The organism is Pseudomonas sp. Irchel s3a10 (genome assembly GCF_900187525.1).
Classification (GTDB): domain Bacteria; phylum Pseudomonadota; class Gammaproteobacteria; order Pseudomonadales; family Pseudomonadaceae; genus Aquipseudomonas; species Aquipseudomonas koreensis_G.
Genome location: NZ_FYDR01000008.1, coordinates 213,927 through 228,624, shown reverse-complemented (window position 1 = coordinate 228,624; position 14,698 = coordinate 213,927). Strand labels below are relative to the sequence as shown.

The window sequence follows — 14,698 nt, the reverse complement described above, 5'->3', positions numbered from 1 at the left end:
TCCCCGAGAAAAATCGCCGCCCGCGACAGGCTGTTGTGAATCGCCGGGCGTTCAACGCTGGGCAACGGAAACCGCGTGCGGCGGTTCTCGTGATCGACCCAGACCACCGCATCGCCATCAAACTCCAACCGATGCGCCAGCGAATGGCTCCAGCCAAACCCCAGCCCGACATCGATCTCCACCGCGCTGGTGCGGTACAACCGGATGAACTCGAACGGCAGCAAGCCATCGAGCGTGCCATCGCTCAGGGTCAGCAGTTCTTCGCCGGTGACCATCGACACCGGGCAGCCGTTGGTGCAGGTCAGCGGCGCGCAGTCGGCGCTGTCGCCGTTGGGGTTTTGCGCTTGATCGGGAGCGTCGTCGTGATGCTCGTTTTTCTTCAGGGCGGCATTGCGTTTCGCATCCCAGCGCAGTTGCATGCGGCCCTTTTTCACTCCGGCGGCAATGCCCCGCGCGGCGACAGTTTTGTACTGGTCAACGTAATGAATGAACGTGTTGACGATGCCGAACATCGCCTTGACCAGGCGTTTCACAACCGAGAGCAACTGGGCGGCGCGATCCGCCAGGCGTAGCGTCAGATAAGCGATTCCTGCGCCAGCCCCGACGAATGTCAACACAACGCCGATCAGCACATCGATCAGCACCTGCACGATCATCATCGACGCCGTTTCAGCGGTTTTGCCGGCGATCTGACTGGGCGGCAGCATCTCCATCCAGAGACTCGCACTGCGCAGCAGCAAACACAGCGCCGCCTCATCGCTGACCAGCAACTGCAGCTTTTGCATGACATCCGGAGCTGATTCTGCGAGGCGGATCAGATCGGCCGCGCCGCTTCCGAGCCTCTCAGCAAATGCTCCTGGATCCTTGAGAATCTCCGACAGCATGCCGATGCTGTCCCATACCCCCTCGATCGCCGTCCAACTCCCGGCGAGCATGCCGTTGCCCACCGCCGTCGCCACCGACTGCGACCACTGCGGCTTGAACCCCTGCCACTCGCTGCGCAGCCAGCCATCCAGCTCGCCGGTCAAGCCGTCGTAGGACTTGAACAGTGCCTCGATCTGCTCCGGGGTAACGTCGCTGTGCACCTGCACGCGATAGAACTTGCCTGGCGTACCGCTGAATGTTCCCCGGCCTTGCGCATCAAGTGCGACGGGGGAGGTTTGGCCATCATCCACCGCGACCACATCCACCACGATGTCGCCGAGCGGAATGTCGTACACCGACTCGAATTTGCTCTCGATCGCCAGCACCCCGTTTTTCGGGCACTGCACGACTCCGGAGGCAAACTCACTGTCGCCCGTGCTGACCGCGGTGACGCGATCACCAAAGCGGATGACCCGCTCCATGCCCATCAGCGACGGCAGATCCGCCGCGTGGCTGACCTGGTCGGCCGCTCCGCTGAGCCAGTGTTCAAGTTGCTGGCGATAGAGGCTGAGGGTGTCGGGAAAGCTGTCGAGTTCCTGCTCGATACGGCTGACGGCTTCCATCAGCGCGCGCAACGATGCGGGGTGGAATGAAAAACCGGGTCAAACATGAGCGTTCCCTCGCGCAAAAATTAGGCGCGGGGACTTTGCGGGGGATCAATCAGGAAAGAAGTCAGGCGAGTAGGCGTTTGCTGTAGGACTAATCTGCAAAAGGCCAATTACTACAAAACGTATGGCGATAAACGCAAACGTGGCGTGAGGTTTCCCTCACGCCACGTTTATCGAGCGATACAAAATGATTTGCCGGGTTTAATCCCGAGCGCTCAACTCTTTGAGCTTGAGCTCGGCCAACGGGTGACCGGCCTTGGCGGCCAGCGTCCACCAGCGCGCCGCTTCTGCCGGGTCCGGCGCTTTGCTCGGAGTACCGGCCAAGCTGATCACGCCGACTTGATAAGCCGCTTTGCCATCGCCGGCGAGCGCCGCCAGACGCAACAGCCGCACACCCTCTTCACGGGCACCCAGGCCAACCCCGCGAAACGTCAGAATGTGTCCATAAAAGCTTTGCGCGCCGACATCGCCAAGATTGGCCATGCGCGCAAACTGCCCTTCGAGCCAGCGCCAGCCTCTGGGCTGGCGAACAAACCACGGCCAGTGAAACAGCCTACGGGCCAACCAGTAACTGGCCGACGCCTTGAGTCGTAAGAACACTCAGGCCTCCGCCGATTCCGGGTACTCGTATTCGAAAACCCTGACCACTTCCGACGCATGCCAGGAGGCAGCCGCAACGCCATCGGACGGCCCGGAAAAGCGTCCAAGACGCTCGACACATTCAAAGAAGCCGGTACGTGGCAAGCGGCTGGCCCCCTGACTGATTACCAGCGAACTGCGCAATGGCTGTTCGGCCTTGGCGTCCAGTGCGGCCAGATGCTCAAGTGCCGCGGTCAGCGTCTGCATCGCCGGCGTCGGCAGTTGCAAACGTTCGAGCAAGGCTCGATAGGTCAACAGATGGCGCTGCCTGCGCGCCTGATCCAGCTCCCCCAGCAATCCGTCCCAATGTTGACGACTGATGCGTACGCTCACGATTCATCCCTCCAACCCGGCACCGTCAGTTCCCAGGCCAGGCTGCGACGAATCGCGGCGTCAGGTTGACGCTCGCCGCTTTCGATCATGGCCAGATAAGACGGGCTGATGCCTACCGTGCGGGCAAGCGCCTCAATGGCGATGCCCTTCCCTTCGCGCAAACTGCGTAGTTGATCCAGACCTGGAAGAATCGGGTCTGGCGTTGCGGCGGCCGGCGCTGGCGCCTGCTGCTGCGGTGTTTCGTTGATGCCTGCTGCTTTCAGTAGAGCCTGATACTGAACCCATGGCAGAACCGCATATTCGGGTTCGCCATCGCGTGCAATTATCTGAATATCCATGACTACCCCGTAGGACAACAACACTTAGCGAGTCGGCACTTTTCCCTAGAAGTGTAATCCTAACAGCGGCCAAGGTCGCGGGGGGTATCTATCTGTCTGCAGGCGAAGTGAATCAGGGCTTTTTCGGGCCCTGAAGCTGAAGTTGCTCGGGGGTATCAGGCAGGCGCTCGACCACCGCGAGTTTTTCCGGCTGCTGGCGGTTGCGCCAGAGGCGGAACGCAGCGAGTTCGTCGTCGAGGGTTTTCATCAGCCAGGCCAGCACAGCGATGTCATCGAGCATACCGAACATCGGGATGAAATCCGGAATAGCATCCACCGGGCTGAGGAAATACATCAGGCCCGCCACCACCGAGACGATGGCTTTCGGGCTGATCGCCCGGTATTCGCCACGCCAGTAAGCCAGGCACAGCGCCTGGAGCAAGCGCAGATCATCCTTGAGTTTGCCAAGACGATTACCCTGCGCGGCACCTTTGCTCGCCACCGCGAACAACAGAGTCGGCAGACGGCCACGCGCCAGCAATCGACCGGCGAGGGGCAGAAATCGGGCGAAATTCCACGGCGCTTTCATCTATTTCTCCCGTTGAAATGTTATCCACACAAATTGTGGATAACCTTGTGAACAGAGCTGCATTTCAGCGCTGCAAGCCCCGTTTTATAAGGGCCGCGCTCAGATCGGGCGTTTTTTACTCACATAAAAAACCCCAATATTTCATTGACTTGGCGGCTCAGGGCGTCTAGCGCTGGCGGCCTCAATCTCTAGGACTGCTGTAAGCGCCATCCGTTCGCTCTGTTTACCGCCAGCTTCCTCCAGATGCAACAACGCCCCGCATAAGCGAGGCGTTGTCGTCGAAGCTACAGCCGATTACTTGGCGGCGGCGTCTTCTTTGGCTGGATCCTTGATGGCCAGCAGTTCCAGGTCGAAGACCAGAACCGAGTTGGCCGGGATTGCCGGGCTTGGCGATTGCGCGCCGTAAGCCAGATCGCTAGGGATGTACAGTTTGTACTTCTCGCCAACGTGCATCAGTTGCAGACCTTCAACCCAACCCGGAATCACACCGCTGACCGGCAGATCGATCGGGCTGCCGCGTTCAACGGAGCTGTCGAACACGGTGCCGTTGGTCAGCTTGCCGGTGTAGTGAACAGTCACGACGTCGGTAGGCTTAGGCTGTGGGCCGTCGGCTTTCTTGACCACTTCGTACTGCAGACCGGAAGCAGTAGTGGTCACGCCGGCCTTCTTGCCGTTTTCTTCGAGGAATTTCTTGCCGGCGGCTGCCGACTCTTCGCTCATCTTGGCCATACGCTCTTCAGCACGCTTTTGCAGCGCGGCGAAGGCTTCAACCAGTTCTTCGTCTTTCAGCTTCTGTTCTTTCTTGCCAACGGCATCTTCGATGCCCTGGGCTACCGCTTTGGAGTCCAGATCATCCATGCCTTCCTGAGCAAGGCTCTTGCCCATGTTCAGGCCGATACCGTAGGAAGCTTTTTGCGCCGGGGTTTTCAGCTCTACGCTGGTCTGCGAATCACAACCCGCTAGGACCAGGCTAACCAGGGCTACCGCCGCCGCCAACCGATGCTGTTTCATGCTATTTCCTTGTTCATGCGCCGAAAGGGCAATCGAGTAAAGCCGCGAGCTTATCAGGCCGCCACGACCAATGGCTACCGGCATGAGAGCAGGAAATGTCTGATAAGTTCAGGGATTAAAACGCATTCGGGCCAAGGGACGATGAAGCTTCTGTCATCTGGAGCTGACAACGACTGATGAGACTTCCTACGACAGTTGGCGTAATGGCCACTTGCCGCACCAGCAATAGCTGAGGCATAACGAGGCAACAACTCGACAAGGATGTTTATCTTGCGCCTCTTATACCGTGTGCTGGCACTGATCATTGTGCTGCTGGGCCTCGCCCTGGCAGTGGTTCTGTACTACGTCGCCAATCCGAAATTGCCCTTCTATACCCCCGCCCAACAGGTGCATTACCTGCAGCAGTGGAGCGAGGAGGAACGCCAGACCTACTACTTCACCCCGCAAGGCACGCAGGTCAAAGGCCTGCGCTACGAATGGTTCCAGGCGCTGGAGTTGCCCTTCTCGCAGCAGCGTTTCGCGTCCCCGGAATACCTCGCACGCTTCGGTTTTCTGGTTGATCCACAGCAGAAAGCCACGTCGAACAACCCCGGTAATCTGCCGGTCGGCTTCACCCGCCACCCGAACCCCGGCGGCACGGAGCAATATCTCGATATCACCTGCGCCGCCTGTCACACCGGCGAATTGCGCTTCAACGGCCAGGCCGTACGAATTGACGGCGGTTCGGCGCAGCATGTCTTGCCTTCCAGTGTTCCTACATTACGCGGTGGCAGTTTCGGACAGGCATTGGTCGCGAGTCTGGCCTCGACTTACTACAACCCGTGGAAATTCGAGCGCTTCGCCAGAAATGTTCTGGGCGATGACTACGAGAAACGCCACGAGCAACTGCGCAAAGACTTCAAGCAATCGCTGAATACCTTCCTCAAAGTCGCATGGAACGACACGCATCGCGGCCTCTACCCGACCGAAGAAGGCCCGGGGCGCACCGATGCGTTCGGACGCATCGCCAACGCCACCTTCGGCGATGCGATCTCCCCCACCAACTACCGCGTGGCCAACGCACCGGTGGACTACCCGCAACTGTGGGACATGTGGACGTTCGACTGGGTGCAGTGGAACGGCTCGGCGCAGCAACCGATGGCGCGCAATATCGGTGAGGCACTGGGGGTCGGCGCCACGCTGAATTTCTTCGACAGCAACGGCCAGCCACTACAGGGCGATGCGCGTTATGCCTCAAGTGTGCGCGTGCGCGATCTGCATGAAATCGAAGAAACCCTGCAACGCCTGCAACCGCCGGCCTGGCCGGAGGATGTCCTGGGCGCCATCGACAAACCGCTGGCCGCCAAGGGCCGCGCGCTGTTTGCCGAGAACTGCGCCGGTTGCCACGTGCCGCGCAAGACTCAGGAGGGCGAGCGCTGGGTGCAGCATTTGCACATGCTGCCGGTGGAGGTGATCGGCACCGATCCGAATGCCGCGACCAACATTGCCACCCACCGTTTCGACCTGTCGCCGCTGCAATGGGACCTGAAGGAGTTGGAGCAGATGGATGTGAAGTTGCATCCGACGCCCACCGAACCACTGAATCTGAGCCAGTTATCGGTGGCCAAGGGCCTGGCCTACGTCACCGCGTTCGTCGGGGAACGCGCCTATCGCGAGGCTGGCGTCACCCTGCAGGAAAAGCCACAACTCGACGGCTTCGGCCTGCCGATCGGCGTGCGCGAAAAGGTCGCGTACAAGGCCAGGCCGCTGGCCGGCATCTGGGCCACCGCGCCGTTTCTGCACAACGGTTCGGTACCGAGTATTTATCAACTGCTGTCACCACAGGATGAGCGCGCCACGACGTTCTATAAAGGTTCGTTCGAATACGACCCGCGCCATCTGGGGTATCGCACCGAAGCCTTTACTAATGGCTTTCTGTTCGACACGCGGATTAGCGGCAACCACAACAGCGGTCATGAATTCCGCGCCGGCGAGCGCGGCAATGGGGTCATCGGCCGACTGCTGCAACCAGAGGAGCGCTGGGCCTTGCTGGAATACCTGAAAGTACTGGGCGGACCACTGGAGGCGCAATTGCCATGAGGATCGCCCCGTATAAAAGACCGTCGATGTTCGCCCGCGTCTGGTTGTGGCTGGGGCGCCTGCTAGGCAAAGCCCTGCTAGCATTACTGATTGTCGGCCTGCTGGGCTGGGCCATCGCCAGCGCGTGGTTCGCCTGGCAGCAGCGTGGCCCGGTGTCGGCGCAGGAACAGATTCCCGCCGGTGAAGCGGCGATGACCCAGGACGTGATCCAGACCGCCGTACGCATCGTCGATCAGCACCGCGAAGGCACGCGCTATCTGCGTGACGCGCATGCCAAGGCCCATGGTTGCGTGAAAGCCGAAGTGACGGTGCTGCCGGAACTGGCACCAGCGTTGCGCCAAGGGGTGTTCAGCGAACCGGGCAAAACCTGGCAGGCGATGATTCGCCTGTCCAATGGCAACGCCTACCCGCAGTTCGACAGCATCCGCGACGCTCGGGGCATGGCGATCAAACTGCTCGATGTGCCCGGCAAACCATTGCTCGGCGACCGTCAGCAGCGCCGCGAGCAAGACTTCGTGATGTTCAGCCACCCGAATTTCTTTGTCAGCGATGTCGCCGAGTATCGTCAGAATGTGGCGGCTCAGGCTGATGGCAAAAAGATCATGGCGTTCTTTCCTGGCTGGGATCCGCGCACCTGGCAGATCCGCCACCTGTTCATCGCCTTGGCGACCCTGTCGCCAGCGCCGGACAGCCCGACCGGGACTGCGTACTTTTCGGTATCGCCCTACAAGTTCGGTGAGGCCAATGCAAAGTTTCGCGTTGCGCCGGATCCGGACAATTGCCCGGCATATGCCCTGCCCCCGCAAAACCACGACCTGCCGAATTTCCTGCGCAGCGCCTTGAACCAGCAACTGTCGACGGATCGGGTGCCGGCGTGTTTTGCGCTGCAGATTCAGCGTCAGGATGCGAACAAGTACATGCCGATCGAGGACACCAGCATCGAATGGCGCGAGCAGGATTCACCGTTCGAAACCGTGGCGCGGATTACCCTGCCTGCGCAGGACTTCGACACACCGGCATTGAATCTGACGTGTGACAACCTGTCGTTCAACCCGTGGTTTGGTATCGAGGCGCATCGGCCGATTGGCGGGATCAACCGCTTGCGCAAAGCGGTGTATGAGGCGGTGAGCGATTATCGGCATAGCCGCAATGCCGAACAGTGAGAATCACAACCCCTGTAGGAGCTGCCGAGTGAAACGAGGCTGCGATCTTTTGATCTCTAAAAGCCAGATCAAAAGATCGCAGCGTGCCGCAGCTCCTACAGGGGAGATCGAGTGATTTCACAAATCGCAGACAGCAAAAAGCCCGCACTTGGCGGGCTTTCTGTGGTGACCTGGCGTTCAGTGGGTCCAGGTGACCGAATATGGCGCAGCGGACGGGACTCGAACCCGCGACCCCCGGCGTGACAGGCCGGTATTCTAACCGACTGAACTACCGCTGCGCGAAACGCTTGAAACGAATGGTGGGTGATGACGGGATCGAACCGCCGACATTCTGCTTGTAAGGCAGACGCTCTCCCAGCTGAGCTAATCACCCTTCGCTTCGTTACGGGGCGCATTATGCCACAAGTTTTCGTAATGTGTTGATTTAATTGAAGTTTTTTTTCAAAAAAATCCGAAAACCGGTGAAACGACACAAACCCGATGGAACAAGGTACAAACTTGAGACAGAAAAAAACCCGCTTCAGCGGGTTTTTCCGTGGTGACCTGGCGTTCAGTGGTCCAGGTTACCGAATATGGCGCAGCGGACGGGACTCGAACCCGCGACCCCCGGCGTGACAGGCCGGTATTCTAACCGACTGAACTACCGCTGCGCTAAACACTTGAAACGAATGGTGGGTGATGACGGGATCGAACCGCCGACATTCTGCTTGTAAGGCAGACGCTCTCCCAGCTGAGCTAATCACCCTTCGCTTCGGTGTGGCGCGCATTCTACGGAGCGACCCAACCTCTGGCAAGCACTTTTTTAATTAATTTTCTCAGGCCTTCCAAAGGCTTAGAGAAGGGTTGGCCTATGACCCGGCGAAGACAATAATGCCCCCTTTGTATAAAGGAGAGACTCACCCCATGTGGTTCAAAAACCTGCTTATCTATCGCCTGACCCAAGACCTGCCTGTCGATGCCGAGGCGCTGGAAACTGCACTGGCCACCAAACTGGCGCGTCCATGTGCAAGCCAGGAGTTGACCACCTACGGTTTCGTCGCGCCGTTCGGCAAAGGCGAAGATGCGCCACTGGTGCACGTCAGCGGTGACTTCCTGCTGATCGCTGCGCGTAAAGAAGAACGCATTCTGCCGGGCAGCGTCGTGCGCGACGCGGTCAAGGAAAAGGTCGAAGAGATCGAAGCCGAGCAGATGCGCAAGGTCTATAAGAAGGAACGCGATCAGATCAAGGATGAAATCATCCAGGCATTTCTGCCGCGCGCCTTTATCCGCCGCTCGTCGACCTTCGCCGCCATCGCGCCGAAACAGGGGCTGATTCTGGTCAACTCGGCCAGCCCGAAACGTGCCGAAGACCTGCTTTCCACAATGCGTGAAGTACTCGGCACCCTGCCCGTGCGTCCGCTGACCGTGAAAACCGCACCGACCGCGGTGATGACCGAGTGGGTGACCACCCAGCAAGCGGCCCCGGACTTCTTCGTGCTGGACGAGTGCGAGTTGCGCGACACCCACGAAGACGGCGGCATCGTGCGTTGCAAGCGTCAGGACCTGACCAGCGAAGAAATCCAGCTGCACCTGAGCACCGGCAAAGTAGTCACCCAATTGTCGCTGGCCTGGCAGGACAAACTGTCGTTCATGCTCGACGACAAGATGACCGTCAAACGCCTGAAGTTCGAAGACCTGCTGCAGGATCAGGCGGAACAGGACGGTGGCGACGAGGCCCTGGGCCAACTGGACGCCAGCTTCACCCTGATGATGCTGACCTTCGGCGACTTCCTGCCGGCACTGGTGGAAGCGTTGGGCGGTGAAGAGACTCCGCAGGGGATCTAAAACCCTTGTGAAATCCCAATGTGGGAGCGGGCTTGCTCGCGAAAGCGGTGTGTCATTCAACATTAACTTGGCTGACCCGCCGCTTTCGCGAGCAAGCCCGCTCCCACAATTGGTTTTGTGGTGTAACTAATAATAAGGATCAGGCCATGCGCGCACTGGCTGCACTGAGCCGCTTTGTCGGCAACACCTTCGCTTACTGGGTTCTGATTTTCGCCGTGATCGCGTTTCTGCAACCGGCGTGGTTCCTCGGCCTCAAGGGCGCGATCGTGCCGCTGCTGGGGCTGGTGATGTTCGGCATGGGCCTGACCCTCAAACTCGATGACTTCGCTGCCGTCGCCCGCCATCCGTGGCGTGTGGCGTTGGGCGTGGTCGCGCATTTCGTGATCATGCCCGGTGTGGCGTGGTTGCTCTGCCAGATCTTCCATCTGCCGCCGGAAATCGCGGTCGGGGTGATTCTGGTCGGCTGCTGCCCAAGCGGCACCTCTTCCAACGTCATGACCTGGCTGGCCCGCGGTGATCTGGCGCTGTCGGTGGCGATTGCCGCCGTCACCACCCTCCTCGCCCCGCTGCTGACCCCGGCCCTGATCTGGCTGCTGGCTTCGGCGTGGTTGCCGGTGTCGTTCATGGAATTGTTCTGGTCGATCCTGCAAGTGGTGCTGCTGCCGATCGTGCTCGGCGTGATCGCGCAACGCGTGCTCGGCGACAAGGTGCGCCACGCGGTGGACGTGTTGCCACTGGTGTCGGTGGTCAGCATCGTGATCATCGTCACCGCCGTGGTGGCCGCCAGTCAGACGAAGATCGCCGAATCCGGCCTGCTGATCATGGCCGTGGTGATGCTGCACAACAGCTTCGGGTATTTGCTGGGCTACTTCACCGGACGCCTGTTCAAGTTGCCGTTGGCGCAGCGCAAGTCGCTGGCGCTGGAAGTCGGCATGCAGAACTCGGGGTTGGGTGCCGCTCTGGCCAGTGCTCACTTCTCGCCGCTGGCGGCAGTGCCAAGCGCGTTGTTCAGCGTCTGGCACAACATTTCCGGGGCGCTGCTTTCGACCTGGTTCCGGCGCATGAGCGAGAAACAAGACCGTGAAACGCTGGCACAGCAGCCGGCCGACTGAGCGGGAAACTTGATCCCCGGGTTGATGCTCGGCAGACTGTTGCGCTACGCGGGGACGACCCTGCGGCTCGATCGAGTTATCAATCCGGGGACGGCCCCGTCAATCGATGGAGGTCTCTCATGTCCTGGATCATTCTGTTTTTCGCCGGCCTGTTCGAAGTCGGCTGGGCCGTCGGCCTGAAATACACCGACGGCTTCAGCCGCCCGCTCCCCACCGTCCTGACCGTTGCGGCCATGGCCATCAGCCTTGGCCTGCTGGGTCTGGCAATGAAGGAATTACCGTTGGGTACGGCTTATGCGATCTGGACCGGGGTCGGTGCCGTGGGCACGGTGATTGCCGGGATCATTCTGTTTGGTGAGTCGATGGCGCTGATTCGGCTGGCCAGTGTGGCGTTGATCGTTACCGGATTGATTGGCCTCAAGGTCAGCGCTTAGGCCACTGGCCTCTATCGCGAGCAGGCTCACTCCTACAAGGGTACGCGCTTCAAATGTAGGAGTGAGCCTGCTCGCGATGGGGCCATATCAGGTAACAACTATCTGACTGCCCCGCGCAACGCCCCCACCATCCCCTGCAATTTCGCCGGCTGCGCCGCCTCAACCTCGACCGCCGAACCCGCCACCAACGTCACCCGCGACCACAACCGCTTGAACACCCCCTTGTTCGGATCGCGACTGAAGAAACTCCCCCACAACCCCTGCAACGCCAGCGGAATCACCGGCACCGGCGTCTCTTCGAGAATCCGCGTCAGCCCGCCCTTGAACTCGTTGATCTCGCCATCGGTGGTCAACTTGCCTTCGGGGAAGATGCACACCAGCTCACCGTCCTTCAGATACTGGGCAATCCGGGTGAAGGCCTTTTCGTAGATCTGGATGTCTTCGTTGCGTCCGGCAATCGGAATCGTCCCCGCCGTGCGGAAGATAAAGTTCAGCACCGGCAGGTTGTAGATTTTGTAGTACATGACAAAGCGAATCGGCCGACGCACCGCACCGCCAATCAGCAGCGCATCGACGAACGACACGTGGTTGCACACCAGCAGCGCCGCGCCCTCGTCCGGGATCGCCTCAAGGTTGCGGTGCTCGACGCGGTACATGGAATGGCTGAGCAGCCAGATCATGAAACGCATGCTGAACTCGGGGACGATCTTGAAGATGTAGGCGTTGACGCCGATGTTCAGCAGCGACACCACCAGGAACAGCTGCGGAATCGACAGTTTGACCACACTCAGCAACACGATCGAAACGATCGCCGAGACCACCATAAACAGTGCGTTGAGAATGTTGTTGGCGGCAATCACCCGCGCCCGCTCGTTTTCGGCGGTGCGCGACTGGATCAACGCGTACAGCGGCACGATATAGAAACCGCCAAAAATGCCGAGGCCGAGAATGTCGACCAGCACCGCCCAAGTATGCGCAAAGCCCAGCACTTCGATCCAGCTGTGGCCGGTGACGCTCTCCGGGATTCCCCCGGAATGCCACCACAGCAGCAGGCCAAACACGGTCAGACCAAACGAGCCGAACGGCACCAGACCGATCTCGACCTTGCGCCCGGAGAGCTTCTCGCAAAGCATCGAACCCAGCGCAATCCCCACCGAGAACACGGTGAGAATCAGCGTCACCACGGTTTCGTCGCCGTGCATCCATTCCTTGGCGTAGGCCGGGATCTGCGTCAGATAAATCGCCCCGACAAACCAGAACCACGAATTGCCGACAATCGAGCGCGACACCGCAGGCGTCTGGCCCAGCCCGAGCTTCAGCGTGGCCCAGGACTGGCTGAAGATGTTCCAGTTCAGGCGCATTTCCGGCGATGCGGCGGCAGCGCGCGGAATGCTGCGACTGGCGAGATAACCGAGCACCGCAATGCCGATAATCGCGATCGACACCAGTGGCGCGTAATGCGTCGAGGACATGATGATCCCGGCGCCGATGGTCCCGGCGAGAATCGCCAGGAACGTGCCCATCTCCACCAGACCATTGCCGCCGACCAGTTCATCCTCACGCAGCGCTTGCGGCAGGATCGAATACTTCACCGGCCCGAACAGCGCCGAATGCGTGCCCATGGCAAACAGCGCCACCAGCATCAGCGACAGGTGATCGAACAGAAAGCCGATCGATCCTACGGCCATGATCGCGATTTCCGCGAGTTTGATCAGACGGATCAGCGCGTCCTTGGCGAATTTTTCCCCGAACTGCCCGGCGAGCGCCGAGAACAGGAAGAACGGCAGGATAAACAGCAGCGCACACAGGTTGACCCAGATCGAGCGGTCACCTTCGATGGTCAGCCGATACAGAATGGCGAGGATCAGCGACTGCTTGAACACGTTATCGTTGAACGCGCCCAGCGACTGCGTGATGAAAAACGGCAGGAAGCGCCGGGTGCGAAGCAGGTTGAACTGTGAGGGGTGACTCATCTTCCGTGTTTCCCTGAGGTCGGTAGAGAATGGCCTGGATCTGCTTATTGGAATCTCGATCGGCGATCCAGGCCACACCTTACCTAAACTTTTCAGGTTATTGCTTCAAACCTGCAATACACGGCGAGACAAACAACTCCCCGCGCCACGCGCCTTGCACGGTGCGTTTACCGACGATCAGCCACATCACCGCCAACAGGCTCACCAGCATGCAGCCGACCACGCTGAAAAAATCCAGGTTCAGCGTGCTGGCGAGCTTGAGGGTCGCCAGCGAATACACGCCCAGCGGGAAGGTAAAACCCCACCAACCGAGGTTGAACGGGATGCCGTCACGCAGGTAACGCGCGGTGATCAGCAGCGCCATCAACATCCACCACAAGCCGAAGCCCCACAGGGTGATACCGGCGACCAGCCCTACGCCTGCAGCGATTTCACCGATACCCGGCAGGCCGTTGGCAGCGAAGATCGCCGGTGCATCAGCGCCCAGCAGCAACATACCCAACGCACCGGTACCGATCGGGCCGAGGGCCAGCCAGCTCGAAGCGGCCATGTTTTCGTGGGGCAGTTTATGCAGGGCCATGCGCAGCAGCAGGATGGTCAGAATGCTGAACGCCACCGGCAGGGAAAATGCCCAGAGCACGTAGCTGGTGGTCAGCACCACCAGTTGCGCGTGGGCATCAGCCAGATGCGGCGCGAGCAAGCCGCCGCTGGCCGCTGCCACTTCCGCGGCGACTACCGGCAACAGCCAGACCGCGGTCATCTGGTCGATGCTGTGTTCCTGGCGGGTAAACATCATGTAGGGGATCAACACGCCGCAGGCCAGCGACATCGCCACGTCGAGCCACCACAGTACTTCGGCAAGATGAATCACCCCCTCACCCCAGCGTGGCAGACCGAACAGCAGAAAGCCGTTGATGATGGTCGCCAGGCCCATGGGAATGGTGCCGAAGAACATCGATACGGTGGAGTGGCCGAAGATCCGCCGCGCTTCATCGAAGAATAAAATCCAGCGCGCGGCATAAGCGAAGGTAAACAGGGTGAACAACAGAATGTTGAACAGCCACAACCCTTCGGCCACCGCGTGCAACCCGGGGATCGCCACCGGCAATTGCGCCAGGGCCAGGGCCAGCACACCGGTACCCATGGTCGCGGCAAACCAGTTCGGGGTGAACTGACGGATCACTTCACGCGGATGCTGAAGCTGGCTGAACGGCTTGATGCCGGGTTTGGCTATGTTGGGGCAAGTCATCATGAACTCCTGTCCTCTTGTGAGGTTGAGCCCATGGTAGAACCGAATCGAATATCTATATAACGGGTAATTTCTCTATCTGTTATCTACTTTACAGATAAGCAGTCAAACACTGCCTTCGCTCTCGATCACCAGAATCCGCGCCGCGCCCTTCGGATGCGCCACGTGCTCGGTGCCGACTGAGGCGTAGAAGATGTCGCCGACCTCAAGCAGCACCTGTTTTTCTTCGCCCCGTTCGCGATAGTGCATCTGCACCTGCCCATCGAGCACCACGAACACTTCCTCGCCATCGTTGACGTGCCATTTGTACGGCTGATCAGTCCAGTGCAGACGCGTGGTGATGCCGTTCATGTTGGCAATGTCCAGTGCACCCCAGGCACGCTCGGCGGTGAACGACTTGCTGCGGATAATCTTCATCGGTCGATCCGTGAAAAGAAGGCCGG

The 14,698-nt window shown here is 59.8% G+C and carries 14 protein-coding genes and 4 tRNA genes; 5 read left to right on the top strand and 13 right to left on the bottom strand.

Annotated features, from left to right (window positions below; translation table 11 throughout):
- The 6 genes from CKW11_RS22600 to CKW11_RS22575 all read right to left on the bottom strand — a co-directional run.
- Window positions 1-1,487: DUF6531 domain-containing protein (locus tag CKW11_RS22600; RefSeq protein WP_256582122.1), on the bottom strand; the 1,487-nt coding region annotated here is incomplete at its 3' end.
- Window positions 1,488-1,733: 246 nt separating this feature from the next.
- The gene (locus tag CKW11_RS22595; protein ID WP_095139457.1) at window positions 1,734-2,132 is read right to left on the bottom strand and encodes a sel1 repeat family protein; all 399 of its coding nucleotides are present in this window, start codon (window positions 2,130-2,132) and stop codon (window positions 1,734-1,736) included.
- A complete protein-coding gene (locus CKW11_RS22590) occupies window positions 2,133-2,504 on the bottom strand; it encodes a hypothetical protein (protein ID WP_003223109.1) in 372 nt (123 codons plus the stop codon).
- On the bottom strand, window positions 2,501-2,842 hold the full coding sequence (locus CKW11_RS22585) for a helix-turn-helix domain-containing protein (protein WP_027613366.1): 342 nt from the start codon (window positions 2,840-2,842) through the stop codon (window positions 2,501-2,503). Before CKW11_RS22585 ends, CKW11_RS22590 begins: the two co-directional genes overlap by 4 nt.
- Window positions 2,843-2,954: 112 nt before the next feature.
- Entirely contained in the window at window positions 2,955-3,410 is a 456-nt protein-coding gene (locus CKW11_RS22580; protein WP_095139456.1) for a YkvA family protein, read from the bottom strand.
- A 294-nt stretch (window positions 3,411-3,704) separates the two neighbouring features.
- Entirely contained in the window at window positions 3,705-4,421 is a 717-nt protein-coding gene (locus CKW11_RS22575; RefSeq protein ID WP_007950433.1) for an FKBP-type peptidyl-prolyl cis-trans isomerase, read from the bottom strand.
- Window positions 4,422-4,691: 270 nt separating this feature from the next.
- On the opposite strand from CKW11_RS22575, the gene CKW11_RS22570 reads away from it, so the two are divergent.
- Both CKW11_RS22570 and CKW11_RS22565 read left to right on the top strand, forming a co-directional pair.
- The gene (locus CKW11_RS22570; protein ID WP_095139455.1) at window positions 4,692-6,500 is read left to right on the top strand and encodes a di-heme-cytochrome C peroxidase; all 1,809 of its coding nucleotides are present in this window, start codon (window positions 4,692-4,694) and stop codon (window positions 6,498-6,500) included.
- On the top strand, window positions 6,497-7,663 hold the full coding sequence (locus CKW11_RS22565) for a catalase family protein (protein WP_095139454.1): 1,167 nt from the start codon (window positions 6,497-6,499) through the stop codon (window positions 7,661-7,663). Before CKW11_RS22570 ends, CKW11_RS22565 begins: the two co-directional genes overlap by 4 nt.
- Before the next feature lie 201 nt (window positions 7,664-7,864).
- Here the strand turns inward: CKW11_RS22565 and CKW11_RS22560 are convergent.
- From CKW11_RS22560 to CKW11_RS22545, 4 genes are all read right to left on the bottom strand, one after another.
- Window positions 7,865-7,941: transfer RNA gene (locus CKW11_RS22560), tRNA-Asp, on the bottom strand.
- A 19-nt stretch (window positions 7,942-7,960) separates the two neighbouring features.
- Window positions 7,961-8,036, bottom strand: a tRNA-Val gene (locus tag CKW11_RS22555).
- Between the two features lie 200 nt (window positions 8,037-8,236).
- A tRNA-Asp gene (locus CKW11_RS22550) sits at window positions 8,237-8,313 on the bottom strand.
- Window positions 8,314-8,332: 19 nt separating this feature from the next.
- Window positions 8,333-8,408: transfer RNA gene (locus CKW11_RS22545), tRNA-Val, on the bottom strand.
- Between the two features lie 158 nt (window positions 8,409-8,566).
- Here CKW11_RS22545 and rdgC point away from each other — a divergent pair.
- From rdgC to sugE, 3 genes are all read left to right on the top strand, one after another.
- On the top strand, window positions 8,567-9,487 hold the full coding sequence (rdgC, locus tag CKW11_RS22540; RefSeq protein ID WP_003223096.1) for a recombination-associated protein RdgC: 921 nt from the start codon (window positions 8,567-8,569) through the stop codon (window positions 9,485-9,487).
- Window positions 9,488-9,633: 146 nt separating this feature from the next.
- On the top strand, window positions 9,634-10,599 hold the full coding sequence (locus tag CKW11_RS22535; protein ID WP_095139453.1) for a bile acid:sodium symporter family protein: 966 nt from the start codon (window positions 9,634-9,636) through the stop codon (window positions 10,597-10,599).
- Between the two features lie 119 nt (window positions 10,600-10,718).
- A complete protein-coding gene (sugE, locus tag CKW11_RS22530) occupies window positions 10,719-11,033 on the top strand; it encodes a quaternary ammonium compound efflux SMR transporter SugE (RefSeq protein ID WP_095139452.1) in 315 nt (104 codons plus the stop codon).
- Between the two features lie 98 nt (window positions 11,034-11,131).
- Here sugE and CKW11_RS22525 read toward each other — a convergent pair whose 3' ends face one another.
- The 3 genes from CKW11_RS22525 to CKW11_RS22515 form a co-directional block, all read right to left on the bottom strand.
- Window positions 11,132-13,006, bottom strand: a complete 1,875-nt coding sequence (locus CKW11_RS22525; RefSeq protein ID WP_095139451.1) for an MFS transporter — start codon at window positions 13,004-13,006, stop codon at window positions 11,132-11,134.
- Window positions 13,007-13,103: 97 nt separating this feature from the next.
- On the bottom strand, window positions 13,104-14,255 hold the full coding sequence (locus CKW11_RS22520; RefSeq protein ID WP_095139450.1) for a TDT family transporter: 1,152 nt from the start codon (window positions 14,253-14,255) through the stop codon (window positions 13,104-13,106).
- A 105-nt stretch (window positions 14,256-14,360) separates the two neighbouring features.
- On the bottom strand, window positions 14,361-14,672 hold the full coding sequence (locus CKW11_RS22515; RefSeq protein WP_095139449.1) for a cupin domain-containing protein: 312 nt from the start codon (window positions 14,670-14,672) through the stop codon (window positions 14,361-14,363).
- Window positions 14,673-14,698: the final 26 nt, after the last annotated feature.